This window comes from Streptomyces sp. NPDC023838, assembly GCF_040639555.1.
Classification (GTDB): Bacteria; Actinomycetota; Actinomycetes; order Streptomycetales; family Streptomycetaceae; genus Streptomyces.
Map to the genome: position 1 here is coordinate 36,078 of NZ_JBFAAD010000013.1, position 19,525 is coordinate 55,602.

Consider the following 19,525-nt stretch of genomic DNA (forward strand, 5'->3'; position numbering starts at 1 on the left):
TTTACGCGGGCCGCCCGGAGCCTTGTGTACGTCACTGATTTCCGGCGGCGATTTCGGGCAGCATAAATCCACCCCGCAGAATCACTTCCTTTGTATACGGCGACGCCGTTAAGCGCGGACGCTCGCGGTGTTTACGGCGTGTTGCGAAGTCCTCACGTCCGCCGGGCGCCGCAGGCGATAGGCGGAAAACGCGCGCTCGGCGTGGTGGGCGGCCAGCGATCTGGCCCGCTCGGCGTCGCCGCGTGCCAGCGCGTCCACGATCGCCCCGTGCTCCGCCCAGCACTCGGCGGGCAGCGCGGGCTGCTCCACCACATACATCCAGGCGATCTTGTGCCGCAGCTGGGTGAGCAGCGCGATCAGGCCGGGGCTGCCGGAGGCCTGGGTGAGCGTCTCGTGGAACCAGACGTCCAGCGAGCGCAGATCCTCGCCCTGGGCCCGCCGGATGCGCTCCTGACCGAGCCTGACCAGGCCGCGCAGCACCTTGAGATGGGCCTCGGTGCGCCGGGCGGCGGCCCGCGAGGCGGCCAGTGGCTCCAGCATCGTGCGCAGTTCGAGCAGGTCGGCGGCCTCCTGCTCGGTCGGCTCGGCGACACACGCCCCGGCGTGCCGGCGCGTGGTGACGAAGCCCTCGGACTCCAGCGTGCGCAGCGCCTCGCGGACCGGGACGCGGGAGACCCCGTACCGCCGGGCGAGGACTTCCTCGGTGAGCCGGCTGCCGCGCGCGAAGAGTCCCGCGACGATGTCGTCGCGGATTGCCGTGCATACCGATTGCGCCGGAATGCGCATGACCGAACCTCCGCCTTAATCCCCGCGAAACGCGGTCGATCGACGCCTGTTCGGCGACTCTATTCCAGCGGCTGTTAATTCCCTGTGACATGCCGTATGCAATGCATATCTTTTGGCCACGGCCCGCTCACCGCACGGCGGCGGCAGCGCCGAAGCCCCCGGCGCGGGGCGCCGGGGGCTTCGGTGGAGTGTGCGGACGGACCGCGTCAGACGTTGACGCCGTGCGAGCGCAGATACGCGATCGGGTCGATGTCCGAGCCGTACTCCGGGGAGGTGCGGGCCTCGAAGTGGAGGTGCGGGCCGGTCGTGTTGCCGGTGTTGCCGGAGAGGCCGATCTGCTGGCCCGGCTCGACGCGCTGGCCGACGGAGACGCCGATGGACGACAGGTGGCCGTACTGCGTGTACGTACCGTCGTTCATGCGGATGACGATGTTGTTGCCGTAGGCGCCGCCCCAGCCCGCCTCGACGACGGTGCCCAGGCCGACGGCGTGCACCGAGGTGCCGCTGCCCGCGTGGAAGTCGATGCCGGTGTGGCTGCCGGAGGACCAGATCGAGCCGCCGGTCTTGTAGCCGGTGGAGACGTAACTGCCGTCGATCGGGGCGACGAAGGAGTTGAGGCGCTTGCGCTCGGCCTCGCGGGCGGCGCGCTCCTTGGCGGCACGCTCCTCCTTGGCCTTCGCCTCGGCCATGCGCTTCGCCTCGGCGGCGGCGCGGGCCTTGTCGGCGGCGTGCTTCTGGGCGGCGGCCTGGGCGTCGATGCGGTCGGCGAGGGAGTCGCCGATCACGATGGCCTGGGTGATGCCGGTGTCCTCGACGGAGGCCGCGGCGGGCGCCGAGTTCTCGGCGGCCAGGGCCGGGGAGGCGAGGGTGCCCACGACGCCGGCGGTGGCGAGAGTGGCGATGCCCGCTATGTTCGCGCTCTTGCGCGACATGGCGCTCGGACGACGGTGCTTCCCGGTGGCACGGGTGAACGCCATGAAGTGGCGGTGTCCTTTCCTTCCATCTCGCCTACCGGGTTAGCTGACGGGTTCGGAGCAGGAAGGTCTCCTACGGGCCCCTCCGCGGGCGGAGGCGTCCGATTCACCCCAGGGACTGAGTGGGTCCCCGGCTCCCCTGGCTCGCGCCAGTTGGGGACTCGGCGATCGCTGTCCGGTGCCGCGGCTGCGACGGGTGGTGACGGACAGCGCGATTGACGCTAGACGGCTGATCTTTCAATCACCAAACAGACACGTCTTTTTGTAGCGCACGCCACATGACAGACAGGCAACCTCCCCAATAAAACGGACATAAGGAAGGACCCCGGCGGCCACTGGGCCACCGGGGTCCTCGCCCGCCTCGTCCGCCCGCCTCGTCCGGCCGCCTTCGGCGGACAGCCCTGGCGGAGGCTCAATCAGCCCGCGACGACGGTGACTTCACCGATCCCGAGCGCCTTGACGGGCTCCTCGATCTGCGCCGCGTCCCCGACGAGGACCGTCACCAGACGGTCCACCGGGAAGGCGCTGACGACCGCCGCCGTGGCCTCCACGGTGCCCGTGTCGGCCAGCCGCGCGTACAACTGCGCCTGGAAGTCGTCCGGGAGGTGCTGCTCGACCTGGTCGGCCAGCGTCCCGGCGACGGCGGCCGCCGTCTCGTACTTCAGCGGGGCCACGCCCACCAGGTTCTGCACGGCGGTCTCCCGCTCGGCGTCCGTCAGACCCTCGGCGGCGAGCTTGCGCAGCACCGTCCACAGGTCGTCCAGGGCCGGGCCGGTGTTGGGCGTGTCGACCGAGCCGCTGATGGCGAGCATGGCCGCGCCGGTGCCCTCCGCGCCGGAGCGCAGCACCTGACCGTACGCACGTACTCCGTACGTGTAGCCCTTCTCCTCGCGCAGGACGCGGTCCAGGCGGGAGGTGAGCGTGCCGCCCAGGCAGTACGTCCCGAGCACCTGGGCGGGCCAGACGCGGTCGTGGCGGTCCGGGCCGATCCGGCCGATCAGCAGCTGCGTCTGGACGGCGCCGGGCCGGTCGACGATGACCACGCGGCCGGTGTCGTCGGCGGTGACCGGCGGCATCGGGCGCTCCTGGGCCGGGGTGCCGGTCCAGGCGCCCAGGGTGTCCGCCAGGACCGCGTCCAGGTCGGTGGCGCCCAGGTCGCCCACGATGACCGCGGTGGCCGCGGCGGGGCGTACGTACGCCTCGTAGAAGGCGCGCACGGCCCCGGCGTCGATCCGGGTGACGGTCTCCTCGGTGCCCTGGCGCGGGCGCGACATGCGCGCGGTGGCCGGGAAGAGCTCCCGGGAGAGCTGCTGGGCGGCGCGGCGGGCCGGGTTGGCCAGCTCGTGCGGGATCTCGTCGAGGCGGTTGCGGACCAGCCGGTCGACCTCCGCGTCGGCGAACGCGGGGGCGCGCAGCGCCTCCGCGAGCAGGCCGAGCGCCTTGGGCAGCCGGGAGACCGGCACCTCCAGGGAGACCCGCACGCCCGGGTGGTCCGCGTGCGCGTCCAGGGTGGCGCCACAGCGCTCCAGGTCGGCGGCGAACTCCTCGGCGGAGCGCTTGTCGGTGCCCTCGGAGAACGCGCGCGCCATGATCGTGGCGACGCCGTCCAGGCCGGCCGGCTCGGCGTCCAGCGGGGCGGCGAGGAAGATCTCCACGGCCACGACCTGCTGGCCGGGGCGGTCGCAGCGCAGCACGGTGAGCCCGTTGGGCAGGGTGGCGCGGCCGGGGGCGGGGAACGCCCAGGGACGCGCGGTGCCGGCGGCCGGCTGGGGGTGGAACTGCATGGTCACGCCGGTCTCGCTCACTGCTCTGCTCCCTTGGCGTCGGCGTCGGCCGCGTCGTCTGCTTCGGCGGCGGTCGGCTCGTACACCAGCACCGCCCTGTTGTCCGGGCGCAGGGTGGCCCGGGCCACGTCCCGCACCTCCTCGGCGGTGATGTCGAGCACCCGGTCGACGGCGGTCAGGGCGAGCTGCGGGTCGCCGAACAGGACCGCGTACCTGCACAGTTCGTCGGCGCGGCCGGCGACCGTGCCGAGCCGGTCCAGCCACTCGCGCTCCAGCTGGGCCTGGGCGCGCTCCATCTCCTCGGCCGTGGGGCCCTCTTCGGCGAACCGGGCCAGCTCGTCGTCGACGGCCGACTCGATGTCGGGGACCTCGAAGCCGCCGGACGTCTTCACGTCCAGCCAGCCGAGCGAGGGGGCGCCGGCCAGCCGCAGCAGGCCGAAACCGGCCGCCACGGCGCTCTGGTCGTGGCGCACCAGACGGTTGTGGAGCCGGGAGGACTCGCCGCCGCCGAGGACGGTGAGCGCCAGGTCGGCGGCGTCGCACTCGCGGGTGCCGTCGTGCGGCAGCCGGTAGGCGGCCATCAGGGCGCGCGCGGGGACGTCCTCGTGGACGACCTCGCGCAGCTGCTCGCCGATGACGCCGGGCAGCACGCCGTCGCGCGGCGGCTGCTTGCCGTCGTGGGACGGGATGGAGCCGAAGTACTTCTCGATCCAGGCGAGGGTGCGCTCGGGGTCGATGTCGCCGACGACCGAGAGGACCGCGTTGTTCGGCGCGTAGTACGTACGGAAGAACTCGCGCGCGTCCTCCAGCGTCGCCGCGTCCAGGTCGGCCATGGAGCCGATCGGCGTGTGGTGGTACGGGTGGCCCTCGGGGTAGGCCAGCGCGGTGAGCTTCTCGAACGCCGTGCCGTACGGCACGTTGTCGTACCGCTGGCGGCGCTCGTTCTTGACGACGTCGCGCTGGTTCTCCATGGACTCGTCGTCGAGCGCGGAGAGCAGCGAGCCCATGCGGTCGGCTTCCAGCCACAGGGCCAGCTCCAGCTGGTGCGTGGGCATGGTCTCGAAGTAGTTGGTGCGCTCGAAGCTGGTGGTGCCGTTGAGCGAGCCGCCCGCGCCCTGCACCAGCTCGAAGTGACCGTTTCCGTGGACCTGGTGCGAGCCCTGGAACATCAGGTGCTCGAAGAGGTGCGCCAGGCCCGTGCGGCCCTTGACCTCGTGGCGGGAACCCACGTCGTACCAGAGGCAGACCGCGGCGACCGGGGTCAGGTGGTCCTCGGAGAGCACCACGCGCAGGCCGTTGGCCAGCCGGTGCTCGGTCGCTGTCAGGCCGCCGGAGCCGGCCTGGGCGGTGGCCGTGTGACCCATGGGCATGTACGTCCCTTCGATCGCGGTGAAGAAGTCCTGCCACTGTATGCAAGCGCACCGACACCTGGCGAAGTTCCCGGGTCGCGGTCTGCGTTGTCAGTGGGACGGTCCACAATGGTCGGCGTCAGCAGCAGACCTTGTTGGTGGTCGCTAAGAAGAACTCGTTGGTGAAGGAGCCGCAGCCGCGATGGCCCGCCGCAGCACGAAGACCCCGCCGCCGGACGATTTCGAGGAGAAGATCCTCGACATCGACGTCGTGGACGAAATGCAGGGCTCCTTTCTCGAGTACGCCTACTCGGTGATCTACTCGCGGGCCCTGCCGGACGCCCGCGACGGCATGAAGCCGGTCCACCGCCGCATCGTCTACCAGATGAACGAGATGGGCCTGCGCCCCGAGCGCGGCTATGTGAAGTGCGCGCGCGTGGTCGGCGAGGTCATGGGCAAGCTCCATCCGCACGGCGACGCGTCGATCTACGACGCGCTGGTGCGGATGGCGCAGCCCTTCTCCATGCGCCTGCCGCTCGTCGACGGCCACGGCAACTTCGGTTCGCTCGGCAACGACGACCCGCCGGCCGCGATGCGCTACACCGAGTGCAAGATGGCCGACGCCACTTCGCTCATGACCGAGTCGATCGACGAGGACACCGTCGACTTCTCGCCGAACTACGACGGCCAGGAGCAGGAGCCGGTGGCCCTGCCCGCCGCGTTCCCGAACCTGCTGGTCAACGGCGCGACGGGGATCGCGGTCGGCATGGCGACCAATATGCCGCCGCACAACCTGGGCGAGGTCATCGCCGCCGCCCGCCATCTGATCCGCCACCCCAACGCGGACCTGGAAGCGCTGATGCGCTTCGTCCCCGGCCCCGACCTGCCGACCGGCGGCCGGATCGTCGGCCTCTCCGGCATCAAGGACGCGTACGAGTCGGGCCGCGGCACCTTCAAGATCCGCGCCAAGGCGTCCGTGGAGAACGTGACGGCCCGCCGCAAGGGCCTGGTCGTCACGGAACTGCCGTTCACGGTCGGCCCGGAGAAGGTGATCTCCAAGATCAAGGACCTGGTCGGCTCGAAGAAGCTCCAGGGCATCGCCGACGTCAAGGACCTCACCGACCGCTCGCACGGTCTGCGTCTGGTCATCGAGGTCAAGAACGGCTTCGTCCCCGAGGCCGTCCTGGAGCAGCTCTACAAGCTGACGCCGATGGAGGAGTCCTTCGGCATCAACAACGTGGCGCTGGTGGACGGCCAGCCGCTCACCATGGGCCTCAAGGAGCTCCTGGAGGTCTACCTCGACCACCGCTTCGAGGTCGTGCGCCGCCGCAGCGAGTTCCGGCGCACCAAGCGCCGCGACCGGCTGCACCTGGTCGAGGGCCTCCTCGTCGCGCTCCTCGACATCGACGAGGTCATCCGTCTCATCCGGTCGAGCGACAACTCGGCGCAGGCCAAGCAGCGCCTGATCGAGCACTTCTCGCTCAGCGAGATCCAGACGCAGTACATTCTGGACACCCCGCTGCGCCGCCTCACCAAGTTCGACCGCATCGAGCTGGAGAGCGAGCGCGACCGGCTCACCGGCGAGATCGACGAGCTGACCGGGATCCTGGAGTCGGACAGCGAACTGCGCAAGCTGGTCTCGACCGAACTGGCCGCGGTGGCCAAGAAGTTCGGCACCGAGCGGCGGACGGTCCTGCTGGAGTCGGCGGGCGCGCCGGTCGCGGCCGTGCCCCTGGAGGTCGCGGACGACCCCTGCCGGGTGCTGCTCTCCTCGACGGGCCTGCTGGCGCGTACGGCGAACGCGGAACCGCTCGCGGAGGCCGAGCGGCGCACCAAGCACGATGTGATCGTGTCCGCGGTGCCCGCGACCCAGCGCGGCGACGTCGGCGCGGTCACCTCGGCCGGGCGGCTGCTGCGGCTCGCCGTGATCGACCTGCCGCAGCTGCCGGACACGGCGGCGGCGCCCAACCTCTCGGGCGGCGCCCCGGTCTCGGAGTTCCTGTCCCTGGAGGCGGACGAGACGCTGGTCTGTCTGACGACGCTGGACGAGTCGTCACCGGGTCTGGCGATCGGCACCGAGCAGGGCGTGGTCAAGCGTGTGGTGCCCGACTATCCGGCCAACAAGGACGAGCTGGAGGTCATCTCCCTGAAGGACGGCGACCGGATCGTCGGCGCGGTGGAGCTGCGCACCGGCGAGGAGGACCTGGTCTTCATCACGGACGACGCCCAGCTGCTGCGCTACCAGGCCTCGCAGGTGCGGCCGCAGGGCCGTCCGGCGGGCGGCATGGCGGGCATCAAGGTGGCCGAGGGCGCCAAGGTGATCGCCTTCAGCGCGGTCGACCCGGCGGCGGACGCGGTGGTGTTCACCGTGGCGGGCTCGCGCGGCACGCTGCTCGGGGACTCGGCGGCGACGGTCAAGCTGACCCCGTTCGACCAGTATCCGCGCAAGGGCCGGGCCACCGGCGGTGTGCGCTGCCAGCGGTTCCTGAAGGGTGAGGACATGCTGGTCCTGGCCTGGGCGGGCGCGGCCCCGGCGAAGGCGGCCCAGGCCAACGGCACACCGGCGGAGCTCCCCGAGCCGGACCCCCGCCGCGACGGCTCGGGCACGCCGCTGGGCCACACGGTGACGGCGCTGGCGGGACCGACGCTGTAGGGGCTGGCGCGGGCCCCCGTGCCCCTCGGGGGTGCGGGGGCCCGACGGCTTCGGGCCGCGCCCGGCGCCGCCGCGCGCGGCCGAGGGGCTCGCCCCCTCAGGGGCGCGGGGGCCCGACGGCCTTGGGCCGCACCCGGCGCCGCCGGCGCCCCATGTCGGGCGGGCTCGCCCCGTCAGGGGCGTGGGGACCGGACGGCCGGTCCCCACCGGCCGTGGCCGACCGGCAGCACCGGCCCGCAGTCGGCCGTCAGCGCGGTCAGTCGTCCGCGCCCGGCGCTTCCTCCGCCTCGTCCCGCTGTACGTACCGCAGGACGCCCCACATGGCGTGCTCGTCCGGGGTGCCCTGCGGGGCCGTCGCCACCGCCTCGTCCAGCGCCTTGCGCAAGCCCTCGGCGTCGACCCCGGACCCGATGAGGACGAGCTGGGTGAGCCGCTCCTCGCCGGACGGCCACGGCTCCGGATAGAAGCGCAGGAAGCGGCCCACGGCGTGGACGCCGTAGCGGTTGCGCCGATCGGCCGCGCCGAAGTCGACGTACCCCTTGATGCGGTACAGGCCCTCGGGGCGGCTGTCGAGGAAGGCCATCAGCCGACGCGGGTCCATCGGCACGGCCGAGGTGAAGGCGACGGACTCGTACGCGGTGTGCAGATGGGCCGTGTGTCCGCACCCAGGAGCGCACGCCGCCTCTCCGCACGCCTCCCCTCGCTCGCCGCCGTGATCGTCGTCGTGATCGTCGTCGTCCAGCAGGTCCTCGAAGGCCAGCTGCCCGACCCGCTCGGCGCTCGGTCTGCGGTCGAAGAACAGCTCCGGGTCGACCCGCCCGTACACGGACTCCACCACCGACGCGGCCCCGCCCAGCGACGCGCGCAGCCGGTCGAGGGCGGGCCTCGGCACCCGGTCGGTCTTGTTGAGCACCACGAGGTCCGCGACCGCGAGGTGCCGGTCGATCTCGGGGTGCTTCTCGCGGGTCGCCCCGTACTCGGCCGCGTCGACGACCTCGACGAGCCCGCCGTACACGACGCGGGGGTTGTCGCTGGCCAGCACCATCCGGACCAGCTCCTGCGGCTCGGCGAGGCCGCTCGCCTCGATGACGACGACGTCGAGGCGGGCGGCGGGCCGGGTCAGCTTCTCCAGATAGACGTCCAGCTCGCTCGCGTCGACGGCGCAGCACAGGCAGCCGTTGCCCAGCGACAGCGTCGAGTCGCCGAGCTGTCCGGCCACGGTCATCGCGTCGATCTCGATGGCCCCGAAGTCGTTGACGATCGCCCCGATCCGGGTGCCCCTGCTGGCCCGGAGCAGGTGGTTGAGCAAGGTGGTCTTGCCCGAGCCGAGGAAGCCCGCGAGGACGACGACGGGGATCTGCGGGGCCGGACCGGTCGGACTCACGAGGGGGACCTCTCTCAGGCTCAGGCGGGACGCGGGGCGCGGGGCGGGCGGGCGCGGACGGCGGGGCGCGGGGGTTCTCCCCCGGCCCGCTCCAGGATATTGGCGGCCGGAGGGCGACCGGCCGGAGGGCGACCGGCCGGGGACCGAGCGCCCGGGACGGCGCCACCCGGCGCACCCCCACGCGCCCGAGCGCCCACCGCACGGGGCCGGAACGCCCGCGCCCGCCGTCCCGGCCGCGCGTCGCCCGGGGGGCTCGCGGGCAGATTGACTGCCCACACCCGGGAGGCCTCATGACAGGATCGACAAGCCCATCCGCCTGGCTCCGCTCACTCCGCTCACTGCGCCCACTCCGCTCCACCGCGAAGTTCGCCCTCTGGACGGCCGCCACGCTCGCCGGAACCGCCCTGGTGAGCGCCGCCGCCGTCCTGGTCAGCGGCTGGCTCATCGACAGCGTCCAGCGGCGCGAAGGCAGCCTTGACCGCGCCGAGGGCCGCAGCCAGATCGGGAACTATTTCGGCGCCGCGAGCGCCGTCTTCTCCGGCCTGGCATTCCTCATACTCGTGGTGGCGCTGCTGTTCCAATACCAGGAACTGCGTCTGCAGCGGCGCGAACTCGCCGACCAGCGCGAGGAACTGACCCAGTCCCGCCAGGAACTGCACCGAAGCGCCGAGGCGAATATGCGCTCGCTGCATGTCCAGCTGACCCGGATGGCCATGGACGATCCGTCGCTGGCGGCAGTGTGGAACGGCTTTCCGGGTATCCCTCACGAGGAGGAGCGACAGTACCTGTTCGCCAACCTGACGTTCGGGCACCTGTTGCTCGCCCGCCAGTGGGGCAGCTATTCCGACGACGAACTGCGCGTACACGCACGGTCATTACGGAGCAGTGAGCCCTATCTTCGGTACTGGGCACTCTCCAGGGGCGCGAAATTCGCTCTCCCCGGGGACAGCCACGAAAGGAAATTGGCAGAGCTGATCGACGAGGAGATCAGGACCACCCCGGGGCCGCCCACTCCCCCACAGCAGTAACAGTCGTACGGGAGAAGAGACATGACCAGCCAGCACAGAACCGGAACCGGAACCGGAATCGGAATCGGAATCGGACAGCACGACGGCACGGCGGCGACGGCGGCGCTCGCGGCGGGCGCCGTGGCGCTGGCCGCCGTCCTCAGCCTGGCGCTCGGCGCCGGGTTTCACGCGATCGCCCCGGCGGCCGGCGGGGCCTCCGCCGGCGGCGTCTTCGCCGGGCTCGCGGTCGCCGGGGGCGCCGCGGGACTCGCCCTTCAGCACCGGCTGCTGGCCCGCCGGATCACCCTCACCCACCAGCACCGGCTCCACTTCGACCTGCTCAGCAAGGCCATGGACGACCCCGAGCTGGCAGCCGTCCTGGACACGTTCGAGGAGGATGTGCCCCCGGTGAAACAGCGGCAGTTTCTCTACGCCAACGCGCTCTACAGCAATGTGCTGCACGCGTACCGGACCGGTTCGACGAGCGAGAGCGAGGTCGGCGGACATCTGCGTGTCATCTGCCGCAGTCCTATTTTCCGCGAATACTGGGAGTTCACCCGGCAGCACCGGGCCGTACTCCAGGAGGACTCGCAGGAGGCACGGCTCGGCCGGCGTGTCGACGAGATCGTGCAAAACATCAGCCAGTTGAGGTAATCCTCACCAATTCCATGGGGATCTACCGCAGCCTGCGCGAGTCTGGTTCTCTGTCCTACGACCCAGACTCCTCCGAGCCATTGGAACGGTCCCTGGTGAATATCCTGCGCAGGGTCGGTGTTTCCCCACGAGAACGCGGCAGCCTGTCGGGGCAGACATGCCCCGACATCTTCGAGCTGAGCGACGGCCGTTTCGCCATCATCGGCACGGACGTGACCGAAATCCTGGACGGCAAGCTGCCCTTTGACCGCCGCGCGTGCCGATGACGAGCGGATCGTCGTGATCACCCGCGACACGCTGGTGCGTGCCAAGGCGGACATCCCTGAGGCGTAAGGAACGGACGAGGAACGAATAGAGGCGCATAAGAAGCACATAAGAAGCGCATAGGGAATTCACGCTCGCGGCCGCAGGGCGGCGCCGCGCGAAGCCGGGCAGGGTGCGGCGCAGCCGTGGCGCCCGGCAGCGGAGCGTATGCATCGAGCCCAGGCCAGAGGCCGTGGCCGGGGCCCTGGAAGTACGGGAAGAGCAGCGCCGAGGCGACCGGCGGCAGCCTCACCGGCCCATGGACGGATTTCGAATGCGCCGCCGGGCCGTCTACCGTGCATAGGCATGAGTGCCGTCCCCAGCACGCCCGCACCCGGACGGCGGCGGTTCGGCTGGCCGCAGCGCGTCTTCTCCCAGGTGCTGCTGATGCAGCTGGCCATCGCCGCCGGTGTCACCGTGCTCGCGACCGGCCTGTTCCTCGCCCCGCTCAGCCACCAGCTCGACGACCAGGCGATGCGCCGGGCCCTCGCCATCGCCCAGTCCACGGCCGCGCAGCCGCAGATCGCGGCGGACCTGGTCGCCTCCCGGCCCACCCCCGGCGGCCCGGTGCAGCGCGAGGCCGAGCGGATCCGCCGGGCCACCGGCGCCGAGTACGTGGTGGTCATGGACCGGCGCGGAGTGCGCTGGTCGCACACCGACGGCGAGCAGATCGGCAAGGTCGTCTCCACCGACCCCAGCGAGGCGCTGGCGGGCGAGGACGTGATGGAGATCGACAGCGGCACACTGGGCCGCTCGGCGCGCGGCAAGGTGCCGCTGCGGGACTCCGGCGGCGCCATCGTGGGGGCGGTGTCGGTCGGGATCGAGTACGACAGCGTGCGCGCCCGGCTGCTCGCCGCCATTCCTGGGCTGCTGGCCTACGCGGGCGGCGCCCTCGCGGCCGGCGCGCTCGCCGCGTATCTGATCTCCCGCCGGATCCAGAAACAGACCCGTGACCTGGCCTTCTCCGATATCTCGGCGCTGCTCGCGGAGCGCGAGGCCATGCTCCACTCGATCCGCGAGGGCGTGGTGGCGCTCGACCGGAGCGGCCGGATCCGGCTGCTCAACGACGAGGCCCAGCGGCTGCTCGGCGTCGGCCCCGAGGCCGCGGGCCGCCCCCTGGACGAGGTGCTCGGCGCCGGACGGACGACCGATGTGCTCGCGGGCCGCGTGTCGGGCACCGATCTTCTGACGGTGCGCGGCCACCGCGTCCTGGTCGCCAACCGCATGCCGACCGACGACGGCGGCGCCGTCGCCACCCTGCGGGACCGCACCGAGCTGGAGCGTCTGGGGCGCGAGCTGGACTCCACCCATGGCCTGATCGACGCCCTGCGCGCCCAGGACCACGAGCACGCCAACCGGCTGCACACCCTGCTGGGCCTGCTGGAGCTGGAGATGCACGAGGAAGCGGTCGAGTTCGTCACCGAGGTCGTCGGGGTGCACCGGACCACCGCCGAGCAGGTCACCGAGAAGGTCCGCGACCCGCTGCTCGCGGCGATGCTGGTCGGCAAGGCCACGGTGGCCGCCGAACGCGCGGTCGCCCTGCGGATCACCCCGGACACGCTGCTCCCCGACCGGCTGGTCGACCCGCGCGGGATCGTCACCGTCGTCGGGAACCTGGTGGACAACGCGCTGGACGCGGCCGCCGGTACTCCGGACGCCTCGGTCGGGGTGACCCTGCGCGCCGAGGGGCGTACGGCCGTGCTGCGGGTCTTCGACAGCGGCCCTGGCGTCCCGGACGGGCAGCGCGAACTGATCTTCACCGAGGGCTGGACCACCAAGGAGCTGCCCGCCCACGGCAAGCGTGGCCTGGGACTCGCCCTGGTCCGCCGGTTCGCCGAGCGGCAGGGCGGGCACGCGCGCGTGGCGACGGGCCCGGCCGGCGGGGCGGAGTTCACCGTCGTGCTGCCGGAGGCGCTGAGCGAGGCCCTGGAGGGGGAGCCGGACGCGACCCCCGACAGCCTGATCGTCCCGCAGGACGTCACCGTACTGAGCGAGGAGGCGCGATGATCGACGTCCTCGTCGTGGACGACGACCGGCGGGTCGCCGACATCAATGCCGCGTACGCCGAGAAAGTTCCCGGTTTCCGGGTGGTGGCGAAGGCGCATTCGGCTGCGGAGGCGCTCGCGCTCATCGCCCAGCGCCCCATCGATCTGGTCCTGCTCGACCACTATCTGCCGGACGAGAACGGCCTCGCCGTCGTACGAGAGCTGCGCAGGCTCGGCCACCACACCGACGTGATCATGGTGACGGCGGCTCGCGACGTGAGCACCGTCCAGGCCGCGATGCGCCAGGGGGCGCTCCAGTACCTCGTCAAGCCGTTCACCTTCGCGGGCCTGCGCACCAAGCTGGAGGCGTACGCCGCGCTGCGCCGCACCCTCGACGGCGGCGGCGAGGCCGAACAGGCCCAGGTGGACCGGATCTTCGGCGCCCTCTCGGTCTCTACCGAGCCCAACCTGCCCAAGGGCCACTCCCCCACCACCGCCGAGCTGCTGCGCCAGGTGCTGCTCGCCGCCGACGGCCCGCTCTCGACGCAGGAGATCGCGGAGCGGGCGGGGGTGAGCCGGCAGACGGCCCAGCGCTATCTGAAGCTCCTGGAGCGGGCGGGCCGGGTACGGCTCGGTCTGCGCTACGGAGAGACCGGCCGCCCCGAGCACCGCTACGAGTGGGCGACCGGCCGCTGAGGCGGGTGGGGTCAGCCCTTGGGGACCTTGTTCACGAACTCGGTCGTGAACGTCTTGGACAGGTCCACGTCCGCGTTCTTGAGGTTGGGGTTGAACGCCTTCAGGACCTTCTCGACCGTCTCGGGCCCGCCCGCGGGCATCACCCCGTCCTTGGTGAACATGGGCAGGGTGCTCTTGATCGACTGCGCGTAGAGCGCCTTGCCGCCCTTCGCGTAGTCGGCGGGCATCTTCGCGGCGATCTCCTCCGCGCTGTGCGACGACATCCACCGCAACGTCTTGACCAGCGCGTTCGCCAGCTTCTGCACGGTCTCCTGGTGCCCCTTCACCCAACTCGCGTTCATGTAGAGGCTCGACGAGGGGTACGGGCCGCCGAGCGCGGACTGCGAGCCCTCGGGCGTCCGCATGTCGAGCAGGACCTTGCCGAGCTTCTGGTCCAGGACGTTGGCGACCGTCGGATCGGTGGTCATGCCGCCCTGGATGGAGCCCTGCTTCAGGGCGGCGATGAACGTCTGTCCCGCGCCGACCGCGACCGGGGTGAAGTCGCTGGTCTTGAGCCCGTCGCGGACCGCCAGGTACTTGGTGAGGAAGTCGGTCGACGAGCCGAGGCCGGTGACGCCGAGCTTCTTCCCCTTGAAGTCCTTGGGAGTGGCGATGTCACCCTCGGCCTTGGTGGAGACGATCTCGACCTCGCCGGGCGCGTGCGAGAACTGCACCACCGACTCCACCTGCTTGCCCTTGACCTGGAGGTCGAGCGTGTGGTCGTAGAAGCCGACGGCGCCCTGGACGTCGCCGGAGATCAGCGCGGTCTCGGCCTGCACCCCGGCGGGTTCGCTCAGCAGCTGGACGTCCAGGCCCTCGGCCTTGAAGAAGCCGAGCTGCTGGGTGAGCATCGCGGGCAGATAGATGACCTTGTCCAAGCCGCCGACCATGATCTTGACCTTGTTGGACGAGCCGGAGCCCGAGTCGTCCGAGCCGCAGGCGGTCAGGGTGGTCGCGGCCAGGGCGCCCGCCAGGAGGGCGGCGGGGATTCTGCTGAAGTGGTGGCTGCTGCGCATGTCAATCACGTCCCGGTGATCTGTGGAGGGGGGCATACGGGGAGGGCCAGGGCGGTCGTCCGGGGCGGAGCCGTCAGCGTTCGGCGCCGGGCTCGGCGGGCCGCCAGCGGAACAGCCGGCGTTCGGCGAAGGTGAGCAGCCCCTCGGTGAGCAGGGCGACGACCGCGAGGATGACCATCGCCGCGTACACACCGGCGGCGTTGAACGTCCCCTGCGAGGCGGCGACGAGCAGCCCGAGGCCCTTGGTCGCGCCGATGTACTCGCCGACGATCGCGCCGATCAGTGCGAACCCGAAGCTGACGTGGAGGCTGGTGAAGATCCAGGACGTGGCGGAGGGGACGACGACCTGGAGGGTGACCCGGCGGTTGCTCGCGCCCAGGATGCGGGCGTTGTTCACCAGATTGCGGTCGACCTCGCGGGCGCCCTGGAACGCGTTGAAGAAGACCGGGAAGAAGACCAGCACGACCGCCGAGGCGACCTTCGAGGCCGGGCCGAGCCCGAACCAGATGAGGAAGATCGGCGCGAGCACGATGCGCGGGATCGCGTTGAGGACCTTTATGTACGGGCCGAGGACATCGGCGAGGAAGCGGATCCGGCCGAGGGTGATGCCGAGGACGACACCGCCCAGGACGCCGATGATCCAGCCGAGGAGCGCCTCGTACAGCGTGTACCAGATCTGCTCCCAAAGGGAGCCCTGCGCGGTGCCGTGCACGGCCCAGTCGCGTATCTGCTCCCAGATCTTCGACGGCATCGAGAAGTTGAAGGGGTCGATGGCTTTGGTGCGGGCCAGGGTCTCCCAGAGCGCGATCACGGCGACCAACAGCAGGACGCGGCTTCCGTGAACGAGGAAGCGCCGGTTGCGTGCGGCGCGCGCCCGTGCCCTGGTGCGTTCGGCGGGCTTGACCGGGGCTGCGGCGATCGTGTCAGGCGACATCGGCGGCACCCAGCTCCCGGGTGATGCGGACCTCTTCGCCGAGCGACTCCCAGATCTCCCGGTAGATCTCGATGAACCGGGGCTCCAGCCGGATCGACTCGACCTTGCGGGGGCGCGGCAGGTCGATGTCGAAGACCTGCTTGACGGTCGCGGGGCCCGCGGTCATCACGACGACCTTGTCGGCGAGGGCGATCGACTCCTCCAGGTCATGGGTGACGAAGACGACGGAGGAACCCGTTCCGGACCACAGGTCGAGAAGTTCGTCGGACATCAGCGCCCTGGTCTGTACGTCGAGCGCCGAGAACGGCTCGTCCATCAGCAGGATCTCGGGGTCGTTGACGAAGGTCGCGGCGAGGGCGACGCGCTTGCGCTGGCCGCCGGAGAGCTGGTGCGGATAGCGGTCCTCGAAGGAGGCGAGTCCGACCCGGTCCAGCCATGCGCGGGCCCGCTCCCTGGCCTCCGCCTTGGACGCGCCCCGGAAGCGCGGCCCCGCCATCACGTTCGACAGGACGGTCCGCCAAGGGAAGACCGCGTCCTGCTGGAAGACGAAGCCCACCTTGTCGCCGATGCCGTCGACCGGCTCCCCGGCCACCAGGACCTCGCCCTCGGTGGGCTCCTCCAAGCCGCTGACCAGGGTCAGGGTCGTCGACTTCCCGCAGCCGGTGGGACCGACCACGGCGACGAACTCACCCCGCTCCACGGTCAGGTCCAGGTCCCGCACGGCCGTGTGCAGCGCCCCGGACGGCGTACGGAACGCTTTGCTCGCGCTCAGCAACTCGATGGCGGGGCTTCGGTCGGGGCTTCTGTGCTCTTTGCCCCTCTGCTCTGTGCTCATGGAGCGGGACCGTAGATGTGGCGCGGGGCACAGCGGCAGCCTTGTGGGCGCAAGACACACTTCTGCTCACTGACCCCTGTTGTGCTCGTTTTGCTCGCGCTACAACTGCGGGGATTCGACGGGGAGGGAAACGGACGGGAAGGAAGCACGTTGATAGACGTCCTTGTCGTGGACGACGACTTCCGTGTCGTCGAGATCAACGCGGCGTACGTCGGGAAGGTTCCCGGGTTCCGGGTCGTCGCCCGCGCGCACAGCGCCGCCCAGGCGCTGGCGACGCTGGAACGCCACCGGGTCGACCTGGTGCTGCTCGACCACTTCCTGCCGGACGAGACCGGCCTCTCACTGGTCCGCCGGATGCGCCAGCTCGGCCACCACACCGATGTGATCATGGTGACCTCGGCCAGCGACGTGGCCACCGTCCAGGCCGCGATGCGCCACGGCGCACTGCACTACCTGGTGAAGCCGTTCACCTTCGCGAGCCTGCGGAACAAACTCGACGCGTACGCGACCCTGCGCCGCACCGTGGACCGGGCCGGGGAGGACGGCGCCGAGGGCACCGGACAGGACCAGGTCGACCGGATCTTCGGGGCGCTGCGGACCGCCACGACCGCCCCCGGACTGCCCAGCGGCCACTCCCTGCCGACGGCGGAGCTGATCCGCGAGGTGCTGCACCACGCGGACCATCCGCTCTCGGCCCACGAGGTCGCGGGGCGCACCGGCCTGAGCCGCTCCACCGCCCAGCGGTACCTCCGGCTCCTGGAACAGTCCGGCCGCCTGCGCCTCTCCCTGCGGTATGGGGAGACGGGCCGCCCGGAACACCGGTACGCCTGGGCGGTGTGAGGGACAGCGGCACGGACCCGGCAGCGACGGGCCGGAGGGCGCCGGGCCAGAGGGCGCCGGGCCAGAGGTGCCGACAGCCGGGCGGCCCCGGTGCGCGTCCCCGGCGCCGGGTTCCTGGCCGCGCGGCCCTGACCTCGGGAGGATCCGCGTGTCCCTGACCTCGGGAGGATCGATCCTGCCGGGCCGCTAGACCGCGCCCGCCCCCGTCAGCGAGCGCACCTCCGTCTCTGCGTGGCGGGCCTCGTCCGGCGGCTCGGCGGAGGTCAGCGTGCCCAGCCAGCCGGCCAGGAAGCCCAGCGGGATGGAGACGAGGCCCGGGTTCTCCAGCGGGAAGAACTGGAAGTCCACCCCGGGGAACAGCGCATGGGGCCCGCCCGAGACCACCGGCGAGAGCACCACCAGGACCAGCGCCGGAACCAGCCCGCCGTAGACCGACCAGACCGCGCCCCGGGTGGTGAAGTTCCGCCAGAACAGCGAGTAGAGCAGCACGGGCAGATTGGCCGAGGCCGCCACCGCAAAGGCCAGCCCGACCAGGAACGCCACGTTCAGGTCCCGGGCCAGCAGCCCTAGGCAGATGGCGACCGCCCCGATCCCGGCGGCGGCGACCCGGGCCACCGCCACCTCGCCGTGCTGCTTGGCGTGCCGCCGCCGCAGCGAGGCGTACAGGTCATGGGCGACGGAGGCGGAGGAGGCGAGCGTGATCCCGGCGACGACGGCCAGGATGGTCGCGAAGGCCACCGCGGCCACGACCGCGAAGAGAACCGTTCCGCCTGTGGAAGCCGCGCCGCCGCCCAGATCGAGCGCCAGCAGCGGTACGGCCGTGTTCCCCGCCGCGTTCGCGGACCTCACCTCGGCGGAGCCGACCACGGCGGCCGCGCCGAAGCCGAGCACGATGGTCATCAGATAGAAGCCGCCGATGAGCCAGATCGCCCAGACGACCGAGCGGCGCGCGGCCCGGGCGGTCGGCACCGTGTAGAAGCGGGAGAGGATGTGCGGCAGCCCCGCCGTACCGAGCACCAGGGCCAGGCCCAGGCTGATGAAGTCGAGCCGCGCGGTCCAGCCACCGCCGTATCTGAGCCCCGGGGAGAGGAACTCCTTTCCGTGGCCGCTCCGTTCGGCCGCCGTGTTGAGCAGCAGGTTGATGTTTCCGTGGAAGCGCATCAGCACCAGCACGGTGAGCGTGACCGCTCCGGCCATGAGGAGGACGGCCTTCACGATCTGGATCCAGGTGGTCGCCCTCATCCCGCCGAGCGACACATAGATCACCATCAGCGCGCCCACGCCGATGACGGTCCACGCACGAGCCGCGCCGCTGGAGCCGCCGAGCAGCAGCGCCACCAGACTGCCCGCGCCGACCATCTGCGCCACCAGATAGAGAACGGACACGGTGACCGAGGAAGTTCCCGCCGCGATCCGCACCGGGCGCTCGCTCATCCGGGCGGCGATCACATCGGCGAGGGTGAACCGCCCGCAGTTGCGGACCAGTTCGGCCACCAGCAGCAGCACCACCAGCCAGGCCACCAGGAACCCGACGGAGTAGAGCATCCCGTCGTACCCGAAGAGCGCGATGAGCCCGGAGATCCCCAGGAACGAGGCAGCCGACATGTAGTCGCCGGCGATGGCGAAACCGTTCTCCATGGGGGAGAACAGCCGACCCCCCGCATAGAACTCCTCCGCCGACCCGTGCCGGTTGCGGCTCACCCAGGTGGTGATGGCCAGCGTCGCCGCCACGAACGCGCTGAACAGCAGCAGCGCCAGCGCCTGATGGTCCCTGCCGACGCTCACCTGGCCATCCCCCGTGTCATCTCCTGGGTGTCCCAGCGCAGTTCGAGCGCGGCCCGGTCCCGGCGCAGCCGCGCATGACGGGCGTACGCCCAAGTCAGCAGGAAGGTGGAGAGGAACTGGCCGAGCCCGGCGACCATGGCGACATTGACCGCCCCGCTCACCTGACGGGCCATCAGGCCCGGTGCGGTGGTCGCGGCGACGACATACGCGATGTACCAGGCGAGGAACGCGATCACAGCCGGGACCACGAACCTGCGATAACGGCTGCGCACCTCCTGGAACGCGGCGCTGCGCTGCACCTCCAGATAGATCTCGGCCGCGCTGCGCCCCGGCTCCGGCTCGGCCGCCCGCTGCCACGGCGGGGCGAACGCGGGCACCGTGGCGTCCAGCTCGCCCCACCCGGAGGCAAGCGCGTCGTACCAAGGGTCGTCGATCCGAGCCGCCGCCGGTTCGTGCCGTTCCTGTTTCTCCACCGAACAACACTCCTTAGTCCACGGCCCT

The 19,525-nt window shown here is 71.3% G+C and carries 16 protein-coding genes, 1 pseudogene and 1 riboswitch; of the genes and pseudogenes, 7 read left to right on the top strand and 10 right to left on the bottom strand.

The window, feature by feature from the left end; translation table 11 throughout:
• Positions 1 to 108: 108 nt before the first annotated feature.
• From AB0G17_RS18030 to AB0G17_RS18045, 4 genes are all read right to left on the bottom strand, one after another.
• Complete coding sequence (locus AB0G17_RS18030) at positions 109 to 786, bottom strand: GntR family transcriptional regulator (protein WP_361383000.1); 678 nt, start codon at positions 784 to 786, stop codon at positions 109 to 111.
• Positions 787 to 992: 206 nt separating this feature from the next.
• Positions 993 to 1,763 (bottom strand): M23 family metallopeptidase, encoded by a 771-nt coding sequence (locus AB0G17_RS18035; RefSeq protein ID WP_361383003.1) that lies wholly within the window; start codon positions 1,761 to 1,763, stop codon positions 993 to 995.
• A 13-nt stretch (positions 1,764 to 1,776) separates the two neighbouring features.
• Positions 1,777 to 1,937, bottom strand: a riboswitch (cyclic di-AMP (ydaO/yuaA leader).
• Positions 1,938 to 2,176: 239 nt separating this feature from the next.
• The gene (locus tag AB0G17_RS18040) at positions 2,177 to 3,565 is read right to left on the bottom strand and encodes a pitrilysin family protein (RefSeq protein WP_361383006.1); all 1,389 of its coding nucleotides are present in this window, start codon (positions 3,563 to 3,565) and stop codon (positions 2,177 to 2,179) included.
• Positions 3,562 to 4,914 (bottom strand): pitrilysin family protein, encoded by a 1,353-nt coding sequence (locus AB0G17_RS18045; protein WP_361383008.1) that lies wholly within the window; start codon positions 4,912 to 4,914, stop codon positions 3,562 to 3,564. The genes AB0G17_RS18040 and AB0G17_RS18045 overlap by 4 nt, the downstream gene beginning before the upstream one ends.
• A 181-nt stretch (positions 4,915 to 5,095) precedes the next feature.
• Between AB0G17_RS18045 and AB0G17_RS18050 the strand changes: the two genes are divergently transcribed.
• On the top strand, positions 5,096 to 7,546 hold the full coding sequence (locus AB0G17_RS18050) for a DNA topoisomerase IV subunit A (protein WP_361383011.1): 2,451 nt from the start codon (positions 5,096 to 5,098) through the stop codon (positions 7,544 to 7,546).
• A gap of 256 nt (positions 7,547 to 7,802) precedes the next feature.
• Here the strand turns inward: AB0G17_RS18050 and AB0G17_RS18055 are convergent, their stop codons facing one another.
• Positions 7,803 to 8,930, bottom strand: a complete 1,128-nt coding sequence (locus AB0G17_RS18055) for a CobW family GTP-binding protein (RefSeq protein ID WP_361383014.1) — start codon at positions 8,928 to 8,930, stop codon at positions 7,803 to 7,805.
• A gap of 407 nt (positions 8,931 to 9,337) precedes the next feature.
• On the opposite strand from AB0G17_RS18055, the gene AB0G17_RS18060 reads away from it, so the two are divergent.
• From AB0G17_RS18060 to AB0G17_RS18080, 5 genes and pseudogenes are all read left to right on the top strand, one after another.
• Positions 9,338 to 9,958 (top strand): DUF6082 family protein, encoded by a 621-nt coding sequence (locus tag AB0G17_RS18060; protein ID WP_361383017.1) that lies wholly within the window; start codon positions 9,338 to 9,340, stop codon positions 9,956 to 9,958.
• 21 nt (positions 9,959 to 9,979) lie between these two features.
• Positions 9,980 to 10,591, top strand: a complete 612-nt coding sequence (locus AB0G17_RS18065) for a DUF6082 family protein (RefSeq protein WP_361383020.1) — start codon at positions 9,980 to 9,982, stop codon at positions 10,589 to 10,591.
• Between the two features lie 95 nt (positions 10,592 to 10,686).
• Positions 10,687 to 10,924: pseudogene (locus tag AB0G17_RS18070) on the top strand (hypothetical protein).
• Between the two features lie 276 nt (positions 10,925 to 11,200).
• Positions 11,201 to 12,901 (top strand): sensor histidine kinase, encoded by a 1,701-nt coding sequence (locus AB0G17_RS18075; RefSeq protein ID WP_361383022.1) that lies wholly within the window; start codon positions 11,201 to 11,203, stop codon positions 12,899 to 12,901.
• Positions 12,898 to 13,575, top strand: coding sequence for a response regulator (locus AB0G17_RS18080; protein WP_361383026.1), 678 nt, complete (start codon positions 12,898 to 12,900; stop codon positions 13,573 to 13,575). Before AB0G17_RS18075 ends, AB0G17_RS18080 begins: the two co-directional genes overlap by 4 nt.
• 11 nt (positions 13,576 to 13,586) lie before the next feature.
• Here the strand turns inward: AB0G17_RS18080 and AB0G17_RS18085 are convergent, their stop codons facing one another.
• From AB0G17_RS18085 to AB0G17_RS18095, 3 genes are all read right to left on the bottom strand, one after another.
• Positions 13,587 to 14,630 (bottom strand): ABC transporter substrate-binding protein, encoded by a 1,044-nt coding sequence (locus AB0G17_RS18085; protein WP_361383029.1) that lies wholly within the window; start codon positions 14,628 to 14,630, stop codon positions 13,587 to 13,589.
• Positions 14,631 to 14,703: 73 nt separating this feature from the next.
• A complete protein-coding gene (locus tag AB0G17_RS18090; RefSeq protein WP_361383032.1) occupies positions 14,704 to 15,564 on the bottom strand; it encodes an ABC transporter permease in 861 nt (286 codons plus the stop codon).
• Entirely contained in the window at positions 15,554 to 16,399 is an 846-nt protein-coding gene (locus AB0G17_RS18095; protein ID WP_361383035.1) for an ABC transporter ATP-binding protein, read from the bottom strand. Before AB0G17_RS18095 ends, AB0G17_RS18090 begins: the two co-directional genes overlap by 11 nt.
• 150 nt (positions 16,400 to 16,549) lie before the next feature.
• Between AB0G17_RS18095 and AB0G17_RS18100 the strand changes: the two genes are divergently transcribed.
• Positions 16,550 to 17,239, top strand: a complete 690-nt coding sequence (locus AB0G17_RS18100; protein ID WP_361383038.1) for a response regulator — start codon at positions 16,550 to 16,552, stop codon at positions 17,237 to 17,239.
• A gap of 186 nt (positions 17,240 to 17,425) precedes the next feature.
• Here AB0G17_RS18100 and AB0G17_RS18105 read toward each other — a convergent pair whose 3' ends face one another.
• Entirely contained in the window at positions 17,426 to 19,024 is a 1,599-nt protein-coding gene (locus AB0G17_RS18105) for a cation acetate symporter (RefSeq protein ID WP_361383041.1), read from the bottom strand.
• On the bottom strand, positions 19,021 to 19,497 hold the full coding sequence (locus AB0G17_RS18110; RefSeq protein ID WP_361383044.1) for a DUF485 domain-containing protein: 477 nt from the start codon (positions 19,495 to 19,497) through the stop codon (positions 19,021 to 19,023). Before AB0G17_RS18110 ends, AB0G17_RS18105 begins: the two co-directional genes overlap by 4 nt.
• Positions 19,498 to 19,525: the final 28 nt, after the last annotated feature.